We start from the raw sequence: 20,759 nt of genomic DNA on the forward strand, positions 1-20,759 counted from the left end.
CGCGGAGGCGTAGCAGCGCTACGCCGCACAAGGTGGCTTTCGAGGACGGCGGCGAGATGGCTGTTTTTCAACAACCTGCTAGAGAACGATCTTGCGATCCTTGGCCAGCTTTTCCTTAATCATGCGCAGCATCTTGCGCCGATCAATGTCAGCGCCGCCACGTCCCATGGCGGCAATCGTCTCATCCAGCATCCGCTCGGCATCCTTCTCCAGGGTCTGATCACGGCTGATATCATGCTGGATCGCTTTCACGATGCCCTCCACCGCCAGCGACTTCTCACGGCGCGGCACGATCAAGCCATCCCCGATAAGATCGGCATATATCTTCTCAGCCAGGCGGCGTATCTGCTCTTCTTTCAATCGCATGGAAACCTTTGTGTTGGAAACATTCAGGCGGCGGACCGCGTATTAAAGAAAAAGGGCCTGGGGAGGCCCTTTGAAAAAATCTAGCGGAGTGTTTTGAGGTATCCGATCAGGAGATCCAAATCAGCTTTTGGAAGATTTTTGAATGCCGGCATGGAAGTAGCCGGGTTGGCTTTTTTAGGATTTTCAAGCTTTGCCCTGAGATCCTTTTCGCCCAGTCGTGCAGAAATCTTGGTCAGTTCCGGGCCTATTTTGCCCCCTTTACCTTTGACCGCATGACACATGGCACATTTTTGGTTAAAAACCTGCTCCCCTTTGTTTTCAGCCTGGGCAGCCACTGTTAGTAACGCCACTGCAGCAAATGCAGCGATAAGGGTAATAGCTCGTTTCATTTCCATGACTCCTCAAGGTGGTTTATAAGTGGATTTATTCTACTTATTTCGTTTAAAATTGCAATCCATTATGTTCACCCGCCTATACCTCCACATACCCTTCTGCCAACGCAAATGTGACTACTGTTCCTTTGTTTCCATGCAGGCGAATCAGCATTCCATCGAGGACTACGTGGTCACTCTTCTGGAAGAAATGCGTCTTGTTCGGGCGACATATGGCGCGGGGGATGGAATTGATTCGATCTATTTTGGGGGGGGCACGCCTTCGCAGCTCTCTCCGCACCAGATTGCCCGCCTTTTGGAACAATCCTCTCTCCTGTTCAAATGGAAGGCTCGACCAGAGATAACCCTTGAAGCTAATCCGGGCACCGTGGATGCCCAACGCCTGGCGGATTTTCATGCAGCAGGCATAAACCGCCTTTCTCTTGGCGTTCAATCCTTTGATAATCAACTGCTTTCCCGCCTGGGACGTATCCACACTGAACAGCAGGTAGTGAATACAGTCTCAGCTGCTCGCATGGCAGGTTTCGACAATCTTGGTATAGATCTCATTCACTCCCTTCCCGGCCAGACTCTTGACATGTGGCGCAGTGACCTTGCCCGCGCTCTTCAATGCGAAACAGATCACATCTCTATCTATGGTCTGACCATAGAGGAGGGTACCCCCTTTGCCCTGAGATACACGGAGGAAAGTCCACTGCTGGCTGACGAAGATCTGTCGGCCGCCATGTTCGAAACCGCCGATACCCTGCTTACCGCAGCCGGGTATGAACATTATGAAATTGCCAATTACGCCCGACATGGCTTTCGCAGCAGACACAACAGCGGCTACTGGAAGCGGGACGGCTACCTGGGACTCGGAATTGCCGCCCACTCATTGCTGCGGGATGAAACCTGCGATGTCAGATTCAGCACGACCTCGGACCTGGATGAATATACTACCGCCATCAACGGCGGAATCCTGCCACACCACGACACCATCAGCCTTTCACGTGAAGAGGCCATGGCGGAGTTCATGTACCTCGGGCTGCGCCTCAAAGAAGGAATCGAGTTTCGGGAGTTTGAAAGCAACTTCGGCTGCTCACCTCTGAAGATCTATGCCGCAACCTTCGATCTGCTTTCCAGGGCAGGACTCCTGACCGTCGATAAAACGAGCATCAAGCTCACCCTGCGCGGCATGCTGCTCTCCAACCAGGTCTTCTCCCGGTTTCTGCCATGATTGGTCTTGCCTCACCGTTCAAAGCATCTATAATGGGAGCTTATGATTCCTGAACCGCTCAAAACCGAATTACAGTCCAGCATCGCCCACGCCGTCACCCGACGCGAAGCCGCCGTGGGGGTTATGAAGCGGCTCCAGAGTCACTACGGCTGGATGACAGATGAAGCGGTGACCGAAGCTGCCGAGCTGCTGGGGCTCTCTCCGCTTCAGGTGGAGGAACTGGCCACTTTTTATGAAATGATCTACCGCCGCCCAGTGGGGCCAAAGGTGATCCACGTGTGCGACTCCATCTCATGCTGGTCGATGGGGGGCGAGACCCTGCTGCAACAGCTGGAACATCATCTTGAAATATCAGCCGGCGGGACCACCGGCGATGGTGCGGTGACCCTGCTTCCCTGCTCCTGCCTGGGCAACTGCGGCAACGCCCCGGCTATCATGATCGGAGAACAACTTCATGGGCCGATTACAGTTCAACAGGCCCTTGACCTGGTGGGACGTCGCTAGATGGAACAGGTGCTCTTCAGACATAACCACCCGGACCGCATGGTCAGCCTTGAAGAATACCGCCTGGAAGGTGGCTTTGAAGCATGGGCTAAAGCGGTACGCGCCATGTCTCCCGACGAGGTACAGCAGGCGGTCATCGATTCGGGTCTGCGCGGCCGCGGTGGGGCCGGTTTCCCCACAGGAAAGAAATGGTCCTTCGTCCCCCGCGACCTGCCGGGGCCGCGCTATCTGATCTGCAACTGCGACGAGATGGAGCCCGGCACCTACAAGGATCGTGTGCTGCTGGAGAAAAACCCTTATCTGCTGGTGGAGGGAATGGCCCTGGCCGCCTATGCCTTGCAGGTAAATCATGCTTTTATATTCATCCGCCGCGGCTATGAACAGGCAGCCCACAACCTGCGCCAAGCCATTGATGAAGCCCGTAGAGCAGGTTTACTGGGATCAAACATACTGGCCGGTGGTTTCAGCCTGGAGCTGGATCTGCACCAGTCAGCAGGACGTTACATATGCGGTGAGGAAACAGCACTGATGAACGCCCTGGAAGGACTACGGGCAAACCCGCGTGCCAAGCCGCCGTTTCCGGCCATAAAAGGATTGTGGGGGCAGCCGACGGTAGTCAACAATGTGGAAACCCTGGCCAACATTCCGGCCATTATCGAACGCGGCCCGGCCTGGTGGAAGGGACTGGCCGCCATCCCCGAAGCTGCCGGCACCAAACTGTTCTGCATCAGCGGCCATGTACAGAAAACCGAATGCATCGAACTGCCTTTGGGCATCACCCTTGGGGAAATCATCGACGGCCCCTGTGGCGGCATGCGCCCCGGCAGCAGCTTCAAGGCCTGCATTCCCGGCGGCGCCTCCACTCCCTATTTCACCAGTGATCACTGGCAGGTAGCGATGGATTTCGATGCGGTGGCCAAGGCAGGTTCACGTCTCGGCACCGGCGGCATTGTCGTCTTTGACCAGAATACCTGCATGGTCGGTGCGACCCTCAATCTGATCCGTTTCTTCGCCCGGGAATCATGCGGCTGGTGTACCCCGTGCCGGGAAGGACTCCCTTTTGTGCAGCACATTCTGGAGCGGATCGAAGATGGACTGGGCAGGCCGGAAGATATCGATATTCTGCGGGAACATGTTCAGCGTCTCAACTATGCCTTCTGCGCCCTGGCTCCCGGGGCCATGGGGCCGGTAGAGGGATTGCTGCGACTGTTCGGGGATGAGCTCGATGAGCATATCGCCAAAGGCAAATGCCCTTTCAAGGGAAGCAGGTCACACTGATGAACCGCTTCCTGCTGCTGATTATTGCCCTGTTGAGCCTGTCATCCCACGCCAATGCCCTTACCGAAGTGCGCAGTATTCCTACTCGCCCTGGTGTCACTCTGGAATTCCTCTTCATGTCGCCCGGGGAAAATGCCGGCAAGACAGCTTTGATCCTCTTTCCCGGAGGAAATGGCACCCGTGCCTACAGGCTGCTGGATGATGGTGCGGTACAGGGATGGAATTTTCTGGTACGCAGCGCCCAGGAGTTATCGAGCCAGGGATTTGCTTTAGCCATTGTATCGCCCCCTTCAGACCGCCCCAACGGCATGAGCAGCGGCTTCAGGGAATCCATGGAACATGCAGATGACGTTGGAAAACTGGCTGCGTACCTGGCAGCACAGGGATACCATAAAATTTTCCTGGTGGGCAACAGCCGGGGCACAATCTCAGCCACCGCACTGGCAGGACGCCTGCACGACATTCATCTCACGGGGGTGATTCTAACATCATCACTGGATTATGATGAATTCATGCGTTGGCTGCCGTTGGAAAAGGTCAGGCTGCCGGTGCTCATGATACATAACCGGGAGGATCAATGCAGGGTCAGCGCTTTCAGCGAAGCGATGAAGACCCGGGATGCACTGCGACTCCATACGAAGGTTGATTTCGTTGAGGTTTCCGGCGGCGCAACCCCCATGACACTCCCCTGCGACAACCTGAGTACCCACGGTTTCTTCGGTATCGAAGACAAGGTCATGCGGGTAATTATCGACTGGATCAACGGCCGGAAGATACCTGACAAAATTGAATAAACAGACCTGGAAACAGGATAAGACCCTATGCCAAAACTGATCATCGATACCATAGCAGTGGAAGTGCCGGAAGGAACCAACGTGCTGGAGGCGGCTCGCAGCGTCGGGATCGTTATTCCGCATTTCTGCTGGCATCCCGCCTTGGGCAAAGCAGGTGCGTGCCGGGTTTGCGCCGTCAAAATCCTCGAAGGTACCCCCAAGGGGGTGCAGATGTCCTGCATGCTGCCGGCCCAGGATGGCATGGTCGTCTCCACCGGTGACGAGGAGGCGGTGGCCCTGCGCAGAAGTGTGATCGAGTGGCTGATGATCAATCATCCCCACGACTGCCCGGTCTGCGATGAGGGTGGCGAATGCCAGCTGCAGGACTTTACCATTGCCGGCGGACACTCCATCCGCCGCTATGACGGTCGCAAGCGCACGTACATAAACCAGTACCTCGGGCCGTACATCGAGCACGAGATGAACCGCTGCATCCAGTGCTACCGCTGCGCACGTTTCTACCAGGAATATGCCGGGGGCACCGATTTCGGCACCATGGGCAGAGCGGCCATGATCTATTTTGGACGCCAGCAGGATGGCCAGCTGGAATCCCCCTTTTCAGGCAACCTCGTGGACATCTGCCCCACGGGAGTTTTCACCGACAAGACCGCCCGCTTCCGCGCACGCTACTGGGACTACGACATGGCTCCCTCGGTCTGCCCCCACTGTTCACTTGGGTGCAATACCATTCCGGCCGCTCGCTACCGCGAGCTGCTCAAGGTCATGGCCCGCCGCAATGATGCGATAAACGGCTGGTTCATATGTGACCGGGGACGTTTTTCAAATGCTGCGGTGAATACCCCGGAAAGGCCCCGCCAGCCGCTGGTGGACGGTCAGGAGGTCGATTGGAATAAAGCCCTGGATACGCTGGCTGAGCGGCTGCAGAAATTTCTGGAGATTCATGGCCCTGAATCCCTGGCCATTGTCGGTTCACCCCGCATGAGCATGGAAGGGAACATAATGGCCGCCCGCCTGCGGGATTTTCTCAAAGCCGGCACACTCAGCTATTTCGAGGATACTGAGCTGAACAGGCGAACATTGGAAGCAACCGGTCGTCTGACCCGCGACACCTCGGCATCACTGGCCGATGTGCGCGGTGCTGATCTGGTAGCAATCATCGGTTGCGATCCTTCCGAACAGTCCCCCATGATGGCCCTTGCGATACGCCAGGCATGGAGAAAAGGGGCACGGGTATTCCGTGTCGAAAGCGGCCGGAGCGAGGCCGGAGACACCGGAATTTCTCCCTTGTATGAGTCCAGCCATGCGGATTCAGTTGCCAGTCTGCCGCTGGCAGAGGCAGCCCGACCGGTGCTGATCTGCGGCACCAATGAAGCTGGGCTGGAAGCGCTCCAGATCACGCCGCCTGCAAAATTTGCCTTTCTCCTGAATGGCCCCAATGCCTTCGGTTGTGCCGAATTGGCCGCTGAGCAGGGTGCCGCATCCCTTGCAGAGGCCCTGGCCGCTGGTACAATTAAGGGAGTCGTTGCCTTCGAGACTGATCTGGCTGACGATCTTCCGGATAACATACAGGTGCTGGCAACCGCTGATTGGCGAGCGACTGCACTGGTTGAACGCGCGGAGATCGTCCTGCCCACCACCGCCTGGGTGGAGATGGATGGCACCTTCATCAATAATGAAGGTCGTGCCCAGCGGTTCAAGCAGGTCATGCATCCGGGGTTACCGATCAAAGGACTTACTCCGGAACTGCATCCGCCGCATGGGTTCAGAAAAACGGCTCCAGGCAGTGAACCGACTCCGGCCTGGCAGTGGATCGAACTGCTCATGTCGCGCATGGGTGCACAATCTTTAGATGCTCCGCTCTCAGGGCATTGGGAGCGGCTGAAACAATTAGACCCTGAACAAGGTGGACTATCAGTACTACACGAAAGGAATTGATGAGTGAAAACTGCAATTTTAATGATGGCCCACGGCAGCCGTGTGGCCAATGCCAATGACGCCGCCCGCGAGGTGGCAAGGATGGTTCAGGAAATCACCGGTATCGAGATCATTGAAGTATCGTTCCGCGAGCTGCATGAGCCCAATATCCAGCAGGGCATCGATGCCTGCGTCGCCCGCGGGGTTCAGCGCATCCTGCTGATGCCCTACTTCCTCTTTATGGGGGCTCATGTTCAGCACGACCTGCCGGAGGAAATTACGGAAGCCCGCAAGCGGCATCCCGGCTTGATCATGGAAATGGGAGAACATCTGGGGGCACACCGCAAACTGGCCGAAATAGAGGCTGAGAGAATAAACGAGGCGCTGAACCGTCTAGGGTGGAGCTGATGGAATCATTGACCATGAAACCCGAAGAAATCGAGAGCGAATCTTTTCGCATCATTGACAGAGAGGTCGGCGATCACGACTGGCCCGATGCGGAGTGGCAGGTGGTCCGTCGTGTGATCCACACCAGTGCCGACTTTGACTATGCCCGCAACATGCTGTTTTCTGAAAAAGCGGTGCCTCAGGCAGTTGCCGCCATCAGAGACGGCGCCGGAATCTACACTGACACCAATATGGCACTGGCAGGCATCGGCAAGCCCCGCCTGCTCCCTTTCGGCTGTCAGATCCTCTGTCACATAGGGGATTCTGATGTGCGCGCCCTGGCCCAACGCGAGGGAGTGACCCGCTCGGTAACCGCCATGCGCAAGGCCATACGCAACCCGAACAATCGAATCTTCGTAATCGGCAATGCCCCCACAGCACTCTTCGAACTGCTGCGTCTGACACAGCTCAAGCAGGCCTCTCCGGCCCTGATCATCGGTATGCCCGTCGGCTTTGTAGGGGCCGAGGAGAGCAAGCGGGATCTGGCTGCATCACAGCTCGGCATTCCCTATATCACCAATGTTGGCCGCAAGGGGGGCTCCAACGTCGCAGCCGCCATTGTGAATGCTTTGGCGATCCTGGCCAAACAAGACTGACACCCGATTCCATGGCCAATATAATTCTTCTGGCAGTCTGCCTGCTGGCAGGGATCGGGCTCAGGTGCACCGGGCGCTTTCCGACCAACACACCTGCCGCACTTAACGGGTTTATCATCCACATTTCCCTTCCGGCTCTGGCAATCCTGCACATTCACAACCTCAAAGCGGACGGTTCACTGGTCCTGACAGCAGCTATGGCCTGGCTGCTGTTCGGGATGTCGTGGCCTTTTTTCCATATGGGGGGAAAGCTTCTCAAGCTGCCTTCCCAGACCGTCGGCGCCCTGATTCTGGTTGGAGGGCTGGGGAATACCACCTTTGTGGGTCTTCCGATGATTGAAGCCTACTTCGGCAAAGAGTTCCTGGGAATTGGTATCATCGCTGATCAGCTTGGCACCTTCATGGTACTCTCCACGCTCGGCATCCTGGTCGCTACAATCTATTCGTCCGGCAATGCCTCGCCGCGTATGATGCTGCGCAAGATCATCCTCTTCCCCCCTTTTCAGGCCCTGCTGCTGGCGCTTCTGCTCAGGCCGCTTCCTTTTCCTGACTGGTGGGTTACGATACTTGAAAAACTCGGGGCTACCCTTACCCCACTCGCTCTGGTTTCGGTCGGTTTCCAGCTTCAGTTCGGCGGTCTGCGCACTGTTTTGAAACCGCTGTTTGTCGGCCTGGGCTATAAACTGTTGCTGGGGCCGGCACTGATCTACCTGTTGTATGTCGTTCTGCTGGGTGCCAGCGGCACCGTCACACAGGTAACCATTTTTGAGGCAGCCATGGCCCCGATGATTACAGCCGGCATTATTGCCATCGACCATAAACTCGACCCGCCTCTGGTAGGCATGACGGTCGGCATCGGCATACCGCTCTCATTTCTCACACTCCATTTCTGGCATATGTTTCTAACGGGGGCACATTGAAACCCACACATTCCAGACCCCTCAGAAGCGGTTACACTACCGGGGCATGCGCGGCGGCAGCAGCCAAAGGCGCAACTTTTATGCTTCTGCGGCAGGAACCTGTTGCCGAGGTATCCCTTGAACTGCCCGGTGGAGATGTCGTTATCTTCCAGCTCCATGGCCAAACATTCTGCTCCGACACCGCCTCATGCTATGTAATCAAGGATGCCGGAGACGATCCGGACATCACCAACGGAGCGGAGCTGCATGCAACCGTGTCACTGCCCCCCCACAGACCTGCCTCTTCCCTTGAACAGGAGGGAGCCATCGAAATTTCCGGCGGCACCGGCATCGGCAAAGTCACCAAACCGGGACTTGCAGTCCCCCCCGGAGAATGGGCCATTAACCCCGTACCGCGCAGAATGATAGAGCAGGCGGTACGGGAGGCTTTGCTTCCAGCCCCCCACACCCGCTCCCCGCTCCCCGTAAATGTAGTCATCAGCATTCCTGACGGAGAAGAACGGGCAAAGAAAACTCTCAATTCACGCCTGGGGATCATCGGGGGACTCTCCATTCTCGGCACCACCGGAATCGTTCGGCCCATCTCGGCAAAAGCCTGGACCGACACGATCGACGCCGCCCTTGACGTTGCCCGCGCCTGCGGCTGTCAGACCGTAGTACTTTCCACCGGACGCACCAGTGAACTGGCGGCACAGAGGATCGGGGACAACAGAATGATTTTACCGGTCCCGGGTCCCACGCCCCACGTCCCAGCCCTTACCGAAGAGGCCTATATCATGATGGGCGATCATGTTGCCTATGCCTTGCAAGCCTGTCGGAAGCGTGGATTCAACCATCCCATCATTGCCTGCCAGTTTGCAAAGCTGCTCAAAATCGCCTGCGGCCATCCCAATACCCATGCCGCAGCATCGGAGCTTGATTTGCAAACCCTTCGAAAGTGGGCGACCGCGGCATCCCTCTCACCGCACCTCATCGACATAATCAGCACAGCCAATACGGCACGGGAGGTCGCCATTTCCAGCAACTACGATCCTGCGCTCACGGCGCTGATCATCCGGGTGGCGGAACAGGAGGCTTCCCGGCATGCCTCTGGCATTGCTGCCTGTTTTTGGGTCTGCGCCTATGATGGATCTATCGCCGCTTCATCGGAACAATCCCCCTGAAAATAATTTGTATTTCATGATCATTATGTTAATTTCACCACGATTTCACATCCAGACAAGGAGGCGTATTCATGAGAAAAACTGTGGGCTGTGTAATGATGGCAGGCATGTTGCTGATGGCGGTAGTGGCCTTTGCGGACAAGGGATTGCCGGTCTATAACAAAGGGGATGCAGTATATTCATGCGCCTGCGGCGAGGGATGCGAGTGCAAGACCATGTCCCGCAAAGAAGGTAAATGCGCATGTGGCAACAAGCTCGGTAAAGGTACCGTAAGCAGCGTTGAAGGGGACAAGGCTGTCGTGACCGTAGCAGGAAAAGATTTGAGCTTTTCCACCAAGGCAAAGTACATCTGCGGCTGCGGTGATGCTTGCACCTGCGGTACCATCAGCCAGAAACCGGGCACATGTGGTTGCGGCAAGCCGCTGAAAAAAGTAGAGTAACTGCATAACGTATCTCTTCATGATCTGATCGAAAGGCGGCTAAGGTCGCCTTTCGCATTTGCGCCTGCCCCCTAGTGGAAACTCCGGGCAGAGCAGTCGCTCCCGATACAGCCCGCATATCCTCACTTTTTTCTACCCTGGCAGGAAAAATATGATAATATCCCGGTTTCTTTATGCAGCTTGAGGGAGGAATCCATGGCACAGATTTTTGAAGGAAAACTGGATGCAACCGGCCAAAAAATCGGCATTATCGTCAGCCGTTTCAACAGCTTTATCTGCGAACGCCTGCTGGAGGGGGCTGTGGATGCCATTGTCCGCCACGGCGGTGATGACGCGAACATCCACATTGCCCGTGTGCCGGGGGCTTTTGAAATACCACTGGCCGCACGGAAGATGGCCGACAGTGGAAAGTATGACGGAATAGTCTGTCTGGGTGCCGTAATTCGCGGCTCCACCCCCCATTTTGACTATGTCGCATCGGAAGTTTCCAAGGGTGTAGCTTCCGTTGCCCTCGACAGCGGCGTACCGATTTCCTTCGGCGTGCTGACCACCGACACCATCGAACAAGCCGTTGAACGCGCAGGCACCAAAGCCGGCAACAAAGGTTTTGAGGCAGCCGTTACAGCCATCGAAACAATAAATCTATTCAAGGCACTTAAATAATGGGATTACGAAGAGAAGCCCGGGAACTGGCTCTACAGATTCTTTACGCAATTGACACCAATCCGTCTGCAACTCTGCGGGAAACGCTACAGAACTTCCGTGAAGGGCAGGAAGTCGCCACGCGGGTGCGTGATTTTGCCGAAGGTCTTGTTCTGGGTGTGCAGGAAAAACGCAAGGATATCGATGCCGCCATCAAGGCGCGCTCCAAGAACTGGACCCTGGCAAGGATGCCGCGGGTTGACCTGAATGTCATGCGTGTGGCCGTTTACGAGCTGATGTACCGCACTGATATCCCCAAGAAAGTCACCATCAACGAAGCGATTGAAATCGTCCGCCGTTACGGGGATAAGGATTCCCCCGCCTTTGTGAACGGCATACTGGATGAAATTGAAGCTTGTGCCAAAACTGAAGAATCTAGCGAGGAATAATGAACGACATCAAGGTTGGCCTGATCGGATTCGGTAACATCGGCGCCGGAGTAGTCAAGCTGCTTCAGGAAAATGCAGATCTTATCCGCGGCAAAGTGGGAACCGGCATTGTACTCAAACGCATTGCAGATCTGGATATCACCACGGATCGCGGGGTTACCGTGCCCCCTGAATGCCTGACCACAGATGTCAACGCTATCTTCAACGATCCGGAAATCTCGGTTGTGATCGAGCTGGTAGGGGGCTATGAGCCTGCCAAAACCTTTGTGCTCAAGGCAATCGAAAATGGCAAGCACATCGTCACCGCCAACAAGGCGCTGCTGGCGCTGCATGGTGAAGAAATCTACGCCGCGGCAGCACGCAAAAACGTAGAGGTTCAGTTCGAAGCCTCTGTTGGCGGTGGCATTCCGGTACTCTCTGCAATCAAGGGCAACATGGCCGCCAACCGCTTCGGCAGCGTGATCGGCATCATGAACGGCACCTGCAACTATATCCTGACCCGCATGACACAGGAAGGGGCCGACTTCTCCGATGTACTCGCAGCAGCCCAGGAACTGGGATATGCCGAACCGGATCCCACCTTTGATATCGAAGGTGTCGACACCGCCCACAAGCTGGCCATTCTCGCTTCACTCTGCTTTGGAACCCGCATAGACTTCAAAGACATTCACACCGAAGGTATTTCACGCATTAGCGGCCTGGACGTAAAATTTGCCGCGGACTTCGGCTATCGTATCAAGCTGCTGGCGATCGGCAAACACTCCAACGGACAGGTTGAAGCCAGAGTCCATCCCACCATGATTCCGCTGCACAACCCCCTGGCTGACGTCAACGGCGTCTTCAATGCCATTCGCCTGACAGGCGATTTCGTCGGCCCGGTCATGTTCTACGGCCGTGGCGCAGGGCAGAATCCGACCGCCAGCGCCATTGCGGGCGACCTGATCGGCCTTTCCCGTAGCATGATGGCCGGAGCAGGACGCAGAATGTCACCTCTTGGCTATCTAGATGGAGAGATCAAAACGCTTTCAGTCAAGCCGATGGATGACATCACCAGCAAATACATGCTGCGCTTCAGTGTCAAGGACCGGCCGGGGGTACTGGCCTCCATCGCCGGCGCACTTGGCACCAACGGCATCAGCATCGAATCGATGGTGCAGACCGCCCACCAGGAAGACGACGCCGCCCCTGTTCCCATCGTCATCAAGACCCACGAAGCCCGGGAAGGCTCAGTACAGGCAGCCCTGAAAGAAATCGACAGCTTTGAATTCATTTGCGAGAAGACCGTCTTCATCAGGATCGAGGACAATCTGGAATAGACAGGCCTCAGGTTAAAATTGAGGTTGAGCATTTCCTAGACCTTAACCTCAACCTTATTCTGCCTCTAAGGGAGTTGCCATGAACACGAAGATCCTGCTCAATGAAGATCAGATCCCCCGCCAGTGGTACAACATCATTCCTGACATGCCGGGCCCACTGGCACCGGTCATCAACCCGCAAACTCTCAAGCCGGTTACGCCGGAGGATATGCTGGCCATTTTCCCCATGGCGCTGATCGAGCAGGAGATGTCCACCCAACGGTGGATAGATATTCCGGATAAGGTTCGTGAGATCTACCAGCTATGGCGTCCGTCCCCGCTCTTCCGTGCCCGCCGTCTGGAACAGGCCTTGGGCACCCCGGCCAAGATCTACTACAAATACGAAGGTGTCTCGCCGGCCGGTTCGCACAAACCCAACTCGGCAATTCCACAGGCCTGGTATAACAAGCAGGCCGGCATCCGCCGCCTGGCCACCGAAACCGGCGCCGGCCAGTGGGGCAGCTCCCTGGCCCTGGCTTGTTCCATGTTCGGCCTGGAATGCACCATCTATATGGTCAAGGTTTCCTGCACCCAGAAACCATACCGCAAGAGCATGATGCAGTTGTGGGGCGCAAACGTAATCCCCTCACCTTCCGAATTCACCAATTCCGGTCGCAGCATTCTGGCCCATGATCCCGATTGCCCCGGCAGCCTGGGCATCGCCATCTCCGAAGCGGTCGAGGATGCCGCCACCCATAGCGATACCAACTATGCCCTGGGCAGCGTACTCAACCACGTCTGTCTGCACCAGACCGTTATCGGCCAGGAGGCTCAGGAGCAGATGAAGATTGCGGGAGATTATCCCGACGTAGTCATCGCCTGTTGCGGCGGCGGCTCTAATTTTGCCGGACTGACCTTCCCTTTCATCGCCGACCGCGCCAACGGCAAAAACGTTCGCTGCCTGGCAGTGGAGCCCGCTTCCTGTCCGACTCTCACCAAGGGTGTCTATGCCTTTGACTATGGTGACACAGCCAAGGTGGCTCCCATCACCATGATGTATACCCTGGGTCACGACTTCATGCCCCCCGGGATCCATGCCGGGGGACTGCGCTACCATGGCGAATCACCGCTGGTTTCCCAGCTGTATGCTGCCGGGCAGATAGAAGCAAAATCCTACAAGCAGAACTCCTGCTTTGAAGGTGCTCTGCTATTCGCCCGCAGTGAGGGAATTGTGCCTGCACCGGAATCTTCCCACGCCGTGCGGGCTGCGATTGATGAAGCGGTGCTGGCCAAGGAAGAGGGCAAGGAAAGAACCATCCTGTTCGGTCTCTCCGGTCACGGGCAGCTGGACATGGCTGCCTACGACTCCTATCTTTCCGGCAACCTTGAAGACTACGAATACCCCGATGCCATGGTCAAGGATGCCCTGGAGCGGCTACCCAAGGTAAGCATCTGAAATCAGGTTAAGGTTGAGATTGAGGTTGAGGAAAACCCTCGACCTTAACCTCAATCTGTCTATCCCCTATGAAAATTAAAATCTGCGGCATAACCAACCTTGAAGACGCCTTGACAGCTGTGCAGGCCGGTGCAGATGCACTCGGCTTTGTCTTCTGCAGTGCATCCCCGCGAAACGTCACTCCCGATCAGGCTGCCGGAATCATCCGCCAGTTGCCCCCCTTTGTGCAGACCGTCGGGTTGTTCGTGAATGCCGAGCTGGCAATCGTCAACAACACTGCTGACCATTGTGGGCTGGATATCATTCAACTGCACGGGGAAGAGTCGCCCGACTTCTGCGCCGCAGTCAAACGGCGGGTGATCAAGGCTTTCCGGGTCAAGGACGCCAGCAGTCTGGAGAGCATGGAGAGCTATCCAACAGCCGCCTACCTGTTGGATGCCTGGTCCCCGGTTGCACACGGCGGCACTGGCCACAGCTTCAACTGGGAGATCGCCGCCGCGGCCGCCGCCCGTCTGCCGATCATCCTGGCCGGAGGGCTGACCCCGGATAATGTGGCTGCTGCAGTACGGCAGGTTCGCCCTTACGCGGTGGATGTATCCAGTGGAGTGGAAACGGCACCTGGCATAAAAGATCCTGCAAAAGTTCGCGAGTTTATAAAGAAAGCACGGGAGGCTGCATAGTGAAACTGCCTGACAAAAAAGGTCATTTCGGAGATTTTGGTGGACGATATGTCCCTGAAACCCTCATGCCGGCCCTTTTGGAACTGGAACAAGCTTACGCCCACTATCGCAATGATCGCGAGTTCAAGGAAGAATTCAACTATTACCTGCGCCAGTACGTCGGCCGCCCCAATCCGCTCTATTTCGCAGAGAAACTGACTGCACGGCTGGGGGGAGCACGGATCTACCTAAAGCGTGAGGACCTGAACCACACCGGCGCCCACAAGGTCAACAACACCATCGGTCAGGGACTGCTGGCCAAACGCATGGGCAAGAAACGGGTTATCGCCGAAACCGGGGCAGGCATGCACGGCGTGGCCACCGCCACAATCGCCGCTCTGTTCGGCATGAGCTGCGAAGTATTCATGGGGGAGGAAGACACCCGCCGCCAGTCCCAGAACGTCTTCCGCATGCGCCTTTTGGGAGCAACGGTAACACCGGTCACCGCCGGCACCGCCACACTCAAGGATGCAATGAACGAGGCCATGCGCAACTGGGTCACCACCATCGCCGACACATTCTACGTAATCGGCACTGTCGCCGGTCCCCACCCTTACCCCATGATGGTGCGCGATTTTCAATCCGTGATCGGCAAGGAGGTCAAACGACAGCATAAAGCGGTTGAAGGAAAGCTGCCGGACTGCCTGATTGCCTGTGTGGGCGGGGGCAGCAATGCCCTTGGACTCTTCTATCCTTTCCTCAAAGATAAAGATGTTCGCATGGTTGGCGTCGAAGCAGCCGGACACGGCATCGAAACCGGTAAACATGCCGCACCGCTCTGCGCCGGCTCACCCGGCATTCTGCACGGCAACCGCACCTATCTGCTGCAGGACCAGCATGGCCAGATCACCCACGCCCACTCCATCTCGGCCGGGCTCGATTACCCGGGTGTCGGCCCCGAACATTCCTGGCTGAAAGACACGGAAAGGGCCGAGTATGTCTCCATCACCGATGATGAGGCTCTGGAAGGATTCAAGGCACTGGCCCTGGAAGAAGGCATCATTCCCGCCCTGGAATCGTCGCACGCCATTGCCCATGTCCTCAAACTGGCACCGACCATGGCCAAGGATCAGAGCATCGTGGTCTGCCTCTCCGGACGGGGTGACAAGGACATGCACACTGTGGCGGAGGCCATGGGGGTAAATTTCTAAGCCCGAACCAAAACCCTGGTTGAACTTCAAAAACGAAAAGGCCCGGCATGATCGCAATCATACCGGGCCTTTTTTTTGTGTGGTTTCTTGGAAACGACCATTTTCAAGGGTTTCCTCATCTGTTGCATAGCAGTTTGGGTGCAACGTCTCTCCTTCTTAATGGTGTGGCCCACTTGATGTCCTTTAACTCAGGTGCAGCTTCCTTGTTATGGCCTTTCGGGTTTTTGTCAGTACTTCTGCCCAATCATGAGTCTACCAGCTGTCGCAACTGATTTGATGTCAACCACCGATATCCGGTCAATTGCCTCTTCTCCTCTGAACTGATCTTTTTTCTATCTTTATACAAAACTTATGTTTTCCATCCACATTTTGACGTTCAATTTACATTTCCTTTGTTACCCTTAATGCAAGAAGCATCGGCCAAGAGGACGCTCATCACTAAATCTACACGGAGAACAAGCCATGATTATGTATGACTGGCTGCAAACTATCATCCTTTTCGCCATCCTGATCATACTGACTAAACCGATGGGTATTTTCATGATGAATGTGTACCGGGGAGAGTGCACCTTCCTTTCGCCGATCTTGTGCCCCCTTGAGAGTTTGATCTACCGGATCTGTGGAGTCGACCGTCAAGAAGCGATGGGTTGGAAACGATATGCCTGGTCAATGGTGCTTTTCAACCTGGTGCTCTTTGCTGCTCTCTTTGTCATGCTGATGGTGCAACACCTTCTGCCATTCAACCCCCAGAAGGTCCCGTCCTTTACCTGGCAATTGGCCCTCAACACCGCGATCAGCTTTATGACAAACACCAACTGGCAGACGTATTCAGGAGAACAAGCCGCTAGTTACTTCACCCAGACGGCGGGACTGGCGGTGCATAATTTTCTCTCGGCTGCCACGGGTATGGCAGTCGTGGTTGCCCTGATCCGCGGATTTGTCAGCCGTAAGACTGCCAGCATCGGCAATTTCTGGGTCGATATGACCCGCAGCACCCTCTACATCCTGCTGCCGTTCTCTATCATCGGTGCAATCCTTCTCGTGCCTCAAGGGGTGATCCAAAACTACAGCGACTACAAAACAGTCCCGCTACTGCAATCAACCAGCTATGACAGGCCCAAAGTTGATCATAAGGGCATCCCACTCAAAGATACAGCTGGTAAACCGGTCACCGAACATGTGCCGATCCAAGAAGTTACCATACCCATGGGACCGGTTGCCTCGCAGGAGGCTATCAAGGAGCTTGGCACCAATGGCGGCGGTTTTTTCAACGCCAACTCTTCCCATCCTTTCGAAAACCCTACACCGCTTTCAAACTTTCTGGAAATTCTGTTGATCCTGCTGATTCCGGCCAGCTTGACCCACACTTTTGGTCTGATGGTGGGCAACACCCGCCAGGGGTGGGGAGTGCTGACAGCCATGCTCTTGTTGTTAGTGCTATCCCTCGGTTCCCTGCAATGGGCGGAAAAAAGCGGCAATCCGCTTGTGTCCAGGCTGGCTGTGAGCGGGAGTAATATGGAAGGGAAAGAGGTCCGCTTCGGTCTGGCAGGCAGCAGTCTCTTTACAGTTGCCACCACCGGCACATCATGCGGTGCAGTCAATACCATGCACGACTCCCTGACCCCTCTTGGCGGCTTGGTACCACTCAGTCTGATCCTGACCGGCGAGGTGGTCTTTGGCGGAGTCGGCTCCGGGCTTTATACCATGCTTGCTTTTGCGATAATTGCTGTCTTCATTTCCGGCCTGATGATCGGCCGCATTCCAGAGTACCTGGGTAAAAAAATCGAGGTCACAGAAATGTGGATGTCAATCCTGGTCATACTCACGGCCGGGATCACTGTCTTGATTTTTTCCGGAATTGCCTTGGTCACGCCATCTGCTGTGGCTTCCATGTCCAATCCTGGCACCCACGGCCTGACCCAAGTTCTGTATGCCTTTGCCTCCATGGCCAATAACAACGGCAGCGCATTTGCCGGCCTGAACGCCAACATCAATTTTTATAATCTGCTGGGCTCTCTAGCCATGCTCCTCGGACGCTATGTACCGGCAATAGCCGTGCTTGCCATGGCTGGCTCGCTTGCAGAGAAAAAGTATATTCCTCCCAGTCTTGGCACCCTGCCGACTGATAGGGCTCCCTTTGTAATCTGGCTGGTGCTGGTCATTTTGATTATCGGCGCGTTAACCTTCTTCCCTGCTCTGGCCCTGGGACCGGGAGTGGAACATTTAATGATGATTGGCTAGGCGAGGATAAACACATGTCGAAACAGAGCCAACAACCACAATCCATCTTCAATGCAGCGCTTTTGAAAGGAGCCCTGCGCGACTCTCTCAAGAAGCTGGATCCCCGTACCCTCTGGCGCAACCCGGTCATGTTTTGTGTCGAGATCGCCAGCGGTATCACCCTGGTCACCTTCGTCATGTCACTGACCGGCGCCAACAGGGAACCGGCCTGGTTTACCGGCACTGTCTCGGTCTGGTTGTGGCTAACGGTCACCTTCTCAACCTTTGCCGAGGCGTTGGCCGAGGGACGGGGAAAAGCCCGTGCTGCTTCACTCAGAAAGTCGCGTACCTACGTGACCGCCAAGCGACTGGACAAGGCAGAATTTGGTCAGAATTACACGACGGTCGGCGCCAGCCAACTTCGCAAGGGTGACCTGATTCTGGTGGAAGCCAACGATATGATCGCCGGCGACGGTGACGTGGTAGCCGGCGCAGCCTTGATCAACGAATCAGCCGTGACAGGAGAATCAGCGCCGGTAATCCGTGAATCAGGCGGTGACAGGAGCGCTGTCACCGGCGGCACCACGGTCATTGCCAATAGTATCATCGTCCGTATCACCGCCAATCCGGGCGAAACCTTCCTGGATCGGATGATCTCACTTATAGAAGGCGCCAAACGTCGCAAAACCCCTAACGAGGTTGCCCTTGAAGTGCTACTGATCGCCCTGACCCTGGTCTTTCTGCTGGTCTGCGCCAACATCAGCCCCCTCTCGATTTACAGTGTCAAACAGGCTGGGCACGGTACGCCGGTCTCACTGACGATCCTGGTGGCATTGTTTGTCTGCCTGGCGCCCACCACGATTGCCGCGCTGTTGCCGGCCATTGGCATCGCCGGCATGGACCGGCTGTTCCAGAAGAACGTAATCGCACTTTCCGGCCGGGCCATCGAGGCGGCCGGTGATGTCAACGTGCTGCTTTTGGACAAAACAGGCACCATCACTCATGGCAATCGACAGGCAGTTACCTTTGTAGCGGTTGGTGGCCACAGCGAGCGGGATGTGGCCGAGGCCGCCCTGATGGCATCTATTGCAGACGAGACCCCGGAAGGTCGTAGCGTAGTGGTCTTGGCGAAAGAGCAACACGGCCTTGTCAGAGAAACACCACAGGATGCCGAAGTGATGGAGTTCAGTGCCGACACACGCCTCTCCGGCATCAACCTGGCCGGCAATCAGTACCGTAAGGGTGCCTCGGACTCGATCATTGCGTTTGTCAGAAAACGGGGCTGTACAACAGTTCCCGGTGACCTGACCGAAGTGGTGGACAGGATTGCGCGGGGGGGCGCCACACCGCTGGTGGTCTGCAAGGGAAGCGAGATCCTGGGTGTGATCAATCTCAAGGATATCGTCAAAGCCGGTATACAGGAGCGTTTCCTGCAGCTGCGCAGCATGGGAATCAAAACGGTGATGATCACCGGCGACAACCCCCTGACCGCTGCCGCCATCGCAGCCGAGGCCCAGGTGGATGATTTTCTGGCCCAAGCCAAACCGGAGGAGAAACTGCGCCTGATACGCGAATATCAGGAGCAGGGATACATGGTGGCCATGACCGGCGACGGCACCAACGACGCCCCGGCCCTGGCCCAGGCCGACGTGGCCGTGGCCATGAACACCGGTACCCAGCCGGCACGGGAGGCGGCCAACATCATTGATCTGGACAGTAATCCGACCAAGCTGCTGGACATTGTCGAGGTGGGCAAGCAGATCCTGATGACCCGCGGGAACCTGACCACCTTCAGCATCTCCAACGACATAGCCAAGTACTTCGCCATTATCCCGGCGGCGCTTCTGTCGATCTACCCGCAATTGGGGGTGCTCAACGTGATGAGGTTGGCCAGCCCGTTCAGCGCGATCCTTTCAGCGGTCATCTTCAATGCCATCATCATCCCGATGCTGGTACCACTGGCCTTGAAGGGAACCAGGTTTCGCCCCATGCCGGCCGAGAAACTGCTGATCCACAATCTTCTGATCTACGGGGTGGGTGGCATCATTGCGCCGTTTGTCGGGATCAAGATCATTGATATGGTGATTGGAATGGTGGTGTAGCAAATCCCCCGCCCCAACCCTCCCCCTCCTGGGGAGGGAGCAGATCTCCTCCCCAGGAGGGGGAGGTCGGGAGGGGGGTGCCCGTGGAGATGTAAAATTACACTAGGAGAACTAGCCCATGAAAGACATAAAACCGGCCATCCTGCTCTTCATAATATTCACCATCATCTGCGGCGGCATCTATCCTGCGCTAGTCACCGGCGTAGCCTACTTCCTTTTCCCCAAGCAGGCCGCAGGAAGCTTCATCACCGACAAGAGCGGCAAGGTGCTAGGCTCCACTCTGATCGGCCAACCCTTCTCAGACCCTAAATACTTCTGGCCGCGCCCATCCGCCACTTCCGACTTCACCAACAACGCCATGGCATCGGGTGGCTCCAATGCCGGACCGACCAATCCGTCATACATCCGGACGGTGAGTGACCGGATCAAGACGCTCCGGGATACAGGGGTGACCGGCAAAATTCCCGCCGACCTGGTGCAGGCCTCGGCCAGCGGACTTGACCCGCATATAACGCCGGAATCTGCGCTATTGCAGGTGCCGCGGGTTGCCAAAGCACGCGGCGTATCGGAGGAGATGTTGATAAAGATCGTTGCCCAGACTACCGAAGGGCGTCAGTTAAGATTTCTGGGGGCACCGCGGGTAAATGTGCTTGTGCTGAATCATGCCCTGGGATCTTGAATCGGCAATAGTTGCT

21 protein-coding genes are annotated in these 20,759 nt (G+C 56.2%); 19 read left to right on the plus strand and 2 right to left on the minus strand.

From position 1 onward, the window contains the following. Positions 1-78 precede the first annotated feature (78 nt). Positions 79-366 carry a DUF507 family protein gene (locus KJB30_RS05175; protein WP_214296879.1) on the minus strand — a complete coding sequence of 96 codons (288 nt, stop codon included), beginning with the start codon at positions 364-366 and terminating at the stop codon, positions 79-81. Positions 367-446: 80 nt separating this feature from the next. Further along, positions 447-755, minus strand: coding sequence for a c-type cytochrome (locus KJB30_RS05180; protein WP_214296880.1), 309 nt, complete (start codon positions 753-755; stop codon positions 447-449). A gap of 70 nt (positions 756-825) precedes the next feature. Here KJB30_RS05180 and hemW point away from each other — a divergent pair, with 70 nt between their 5' ends. The 19 genes from hemW to kdpC all read left to right on the plus strand — a co-directional run bounded on the left by hemW (position 826) and on the right by kdpC (position 20,743). Continuing rightward, complete coding sequence (gene hemW, locus KJB30_RS05185) at positions 826-1,974, plus strand: radical SAM family heme chaperone HemW (RefSeq protein ID WP_214296881.1); 1,149 nt, start codon at positions 826-828, stop codon at positions 1,972-1,974. Between the two features lie 42 nt (positions 1,975-2,016). Continuing rightward, complete coding sequence (nuoE, locus tag KJB30_RS05190) at positions 2,017-2,478, plus strand: NADH-quinone oxidoreductase subunit NuoE (protein ID WP_214296882.1); 462 nt, start codon at positions 2,017-2,019, stop codon at positions 2,476-2,478. Beyond that, the gene (gene nuoF, locus KJB30_RS05195; protein WP_214296883.1) at positions 2,479-3,756 is read left to right on the plus strand and encodes an NADH-quinone oxidoreductase subunit NuoF; all 1,278 of its coding nucleotides are present in this window, start codon (positions 2,479-2,481) and stop codon (positions 3,754-3,756) included. It abuts the gene before it with no gap. Continuing rightward, positions 3,756-4,550, plus strand: a complete 795-nt coding sequence (locus KJB30_RS05200) for an alpha/beta hydrolase family protein (RefSeq protein ID WP_214296884.1) — start codon at positions 3,756-3,758, stop codon at positions 4,548-4,550. Before nuoF ends, KJB30_RS05200 begins: the two co-directional genes overlap by 1 nt. Before the next feature lie 27 nt (positions 4,551-4,577). Next, entirely contained in the window at positions 4,578-6,485 is a 1,908-nt protein-coding gene (gene nuoG, locus KJB30_RS05205; RefSeq protein WP_214296885.1) for an NADH-quinone oxidoreductase subunit NuoG, read from the plus strand. A 3-nt stretch (positions 6,486-6,488) separates the two neighbouring features. Further along, positions 6,489-6,872, plus strand: coding sequence for a sirohydrochlorin chelatase (locus KJB30_RS05210; RefSeq protein ID WP_214296886.1), 384 nt, complete (start codon positions 6,489-6,491; stop codon positions 6,870-6,872). Continuing rightward, positions 6,872-7,507 (plus strand): precorrin-8X methylmutase, encoded by a 636-nt coding sequence (locus KJB30_RS05215; RefSeq protein ID WP_214296887.1) that lies wholly within the window; start codon positions 6,872-6,874, stop codon positions 7,505-7,507. Before KJB30_RS05210 ends, KJB30_RS05215 begins: the two co-directional genes overlap by 1 nt. Before the next feature lie 11 nt (positions 7,508-7,518). Then, positions 7,519-8,427, plus strand: a complete 909-nt coding sequence (locus tag KJB30_RS05220; protein ID WP_214296888.1) for an AEC family transporter — start codon at positions 7,519-7,521, stop codon at positions 8,425-8,427. After that, positions 8,424-9,590 (plus strand): cobalt-precorrin-5B (C(1))-methyltransferase CbiD, encoded by a 1,167-nt coding sequence (cbiD, locus tag KJB30_RS05225; RefSeq protein WP_214296889.1) that lies wholly within the window; start codon positions 8,424-8,426, stop codon positions 9,588-9,590. Before KJB30_RS05220 ends, cbiD begins: the two co-directional genes overlap by 4 nt. Positions 9,591-9,661: 71 nt before the next feature. After that, a complete protein-coding gene (locus KJB30_RS05230) occupies positions 9,662-10,030 on the plus strand; it encodes a hypothetical protein (protein ID WP_214296890.1) in 369 nt (122 codons plus the stop codon). 195 nt (positions 10,031-10,225) lie between these two features. Next, entirely contained in the window at positions 10,226-10,693 is a 468-nt protein-coding gene (ribH, locus tag KJB30_RS05235; RefSeq protein WP_214296891.1) for a 6,7-dimethyl-8-ribityllumazine synthase, read from the plus strand. After that, complete coding sequence (gene nusB / locus KJB30_RS05240) at positions 10,693-11,121, plus strand: transcription antitermination factor NusB (protein ID WP_214296892.1); 429 nt, start codon at positions 10,693-10,695, stop codon at positions 11,119-11,121. The genes ribH and nusB overlap by 1 nt, the downstream gene beginning before the upstream one ends. Then, positions 11,121-12,437, plus strand: a complete 1,317-nt coding sequence (locus KJB30_RS05245; RefSeq protein ID WP_214296893.1) for a homoserine dehydrogenase — start codon at positions 11,121-11,123, stop codon at positions 12,435-12,437. The genes nusB and KJB30_RS05245 overlap by 1 nt, the downstream gene beginning before the upstream one ends. Before the next feature lie 79 nt (positions 12,438-12,516). After that, entirely contained in the window at positions 12,517-13,872 is a 1,356-nt protein-coding gene (locus tag KJB30_RS05250) for a TrpB-like pyridoxal phosphate-dependent enzyme (RefSeq protein WP_214296894.1), read from the plus strand. 68 nt (positions 13,873-13,940) lie between these two features. Beyond that, positions 13,941-14,552, plus strand: a complete 612-nt coding sequence (locus KJB30_RS05255; RefSeq protein WP_214296895.1) for a phosphoribosylanthranilate isomerase — start codon at positions 13,941-13,943, stop codon at positions 14,550-14,552. Continuing rightward, complete coding sequence (gene trpB / locus KJB30_RS05260; RefSeq protein WP_214296896.1) at positions 14,552-15,742, plus strand: tryptophan synthase subunit beta; 1,191 nt, start codon at positions 14,552-14,554, stop codon at positions 15,740-15,742. The genes KJB30_RS05255 and trpB overlap by 1 nt, the downstream gene beginning before the upstream one ends. A gap of 462 nt (positions 15,743-16,204) precedes the next feature. After that, on the plus strand, positions 16,205-17,983 hold the full coding sequence (gene kdpA / locus KJB30_RS05265; protein WP_214296897.1) for a potassium-transporting ATPase subunit KdpA: 1,779 nt from the start codon (positions 16,205-16,207) through the stop codon (positions 17,981-17,983). A gap of 14 nt (positions 17,984-17,997) precedes the next feature. After that, positions 17,998-20,064 carry a potassium-transporting ATPase subunit KdpB gene (gene kdpB, locus KJB30_RS05270; RefSeq protein WP_214296898.1) on the plus strand — a complete coding sequence of 689 codons (2,067 nt, stop codon included), beginning with the start codon at positions 17,998-18,000 and terminating at the stop codon, positions 20,062-20,064. Between the two features lie 118 nt (positions 20,065-20,182). Then, positions 20,183-20,743 carry a potassium-transporting ATPase subunit KdpC gene (gene kdpC / locus KJB30_RS05275; protein WP_214296899.1) on the plus strand — a complete coding sequence of 187 codons (561 nt, stop codon included), beginning with the start codon at positions 20,183-20,185 and terminating at the stop codon, positions 20,741-20,743. Positions 20,744-20,759 lie beyond the last annotated feature (16 nt).

Source organism: Pelotalea chapellei (assembly GCF_018531195.1).
GTDB lineage: Bacteria > Desulfobacterota > Desulfuromonadia > Geobacterales > Pseudopelobacteraceae > Pelotalea > Pelotalea chapellei.

What these genes read in the sequence shown, in the direction of transcription:
- KJB30_RS05175 (WP_214296879.1), bottom strand. Translation starts at nt 366, where the DNA reads ATGCGATTGAAAGAAGAGCAGATACGCCGCCTGGCTGAGAAGATATAT.
- KJB30_RS05180 (WP_214296880.1), bottom strand. Translation starts at nt 755, where the DNA reads ATGAAACGAGCTATTACCCTTATCGCTGCATTTGCTGCAGTGGCGTTA.
- hemW (WP_214296881.1), top strand. Translation starts at nt 826, where the DNA reads ATGTTCACCCGCCTATACCTCCACATACCCTTCTGCCAACGCAAATGT.
- nuoE (WP_214296882.1), top strand. Translation starts at nt 2,017, where the DNA reads ATGATTCCTGAACCGCTCAAAACCGAATTACAGTCCAGCATCGCCCAC.
- nuoF (WP_214296883.1), top strand. Translation starts at nt 2,479, where the DNA reads ATGGAACAGGTGCTCTTCAGACATAACCACCCGGACCGCATGGTCAGC.
- KJB30_RS05200 (WP_214296884.1), top strand. Translation starts at nt 3,756, where the DNA reads ATGAACCGCTTCCTGCTGCTGATTATTGCCCTGTTGAGCCTGTCATCC.
- nuoG (WP_214296885.1), top strand. Translation starts at nt 4,578, where the DNA reads ATGCCAAAACTGATCATCGATACCATAGCAGTGGAAGTGCCGGAAGGA.
- KJB30_RS05215 (WP_214296887.1), top strand. Translation starts at nt 6,872, where the DNA reads ATGGAATCATTGACCATGAAACCCGAAGAAATCGAGAGCGAATCTTTT.
- KJB30_RS05220 (WP_214296888.1), top strand. Translation starts at nt 7,519, where the DNA reads ATGGCCAATATAATTCTTCTGGCAGTCTGCCTGCTGGCAGGGATCGGG.
- KJB30_RS05230 (WP_214296890.1), top strand. Translation starts at nt 9,662, where the DNA reads ATGAGAAAAACTGTGGGCTGTGTAATGATGGCAGGCATGTTGCTGATG.
- ribH (WP_214296891.1), top strand. Translation starts at nt 10,226, where the DNA reads ATGGCACAGATTTTTGAAGGAAAACTGGATGCAACCGGCCAAAAAATC.
- nusB (WP_214296892.1), top strand. Translation starts at nt 10,693, where the DNA reads ATGGGATTACGAAGAGAAGCCCGGGAACTGGCTCTACAGATTCTTTAC.
- KJB30_RS05245 (WP_214296893.1), top strand. Translation starts at nt 11,121, where the DNA reads ATGAACGACATCAAGGTTGGCCTGATCGGATTCGGTAACATCGGCGCC.
- KJB30_RS05250 (WP_214296894.1), top strand. Translation starts at nt 12,517, where the DNA reads ATGAACACGAAGATCCTGCTCAATGAAGATCAGATCCCCCGCCAGTGG.
- KJB30_RS05255 (WP_214296895.1), top strand. Translation starts at nt 13,941, where the DNA reads ATGAAAATTAAAATCTGCGGCATAACCAACCTTGAAGACGCCTTGACA.
- kdpA (WP_214296897.1), top strand. Translation starts at nt 16,205, where the DNA reads ATGATTATGTATGACTGGCTGCAAACTATCATCCTTTTCGCCATCCTG.
- kdpB (WP_214296898.1), top strand. Translation starts at nt 17,998, where the DNA reads ATGTCGAAACAGAGCCAACAACCACAATCCATCTTCAATGCAGCGCTT.
- kdpC (WP_214296899.1), top strand. Translation starts at nt 20,183, where the DNA reads ATGAAAGACATAAAACCGGCCATCCTGCTCTTCATAATATTCACCATC.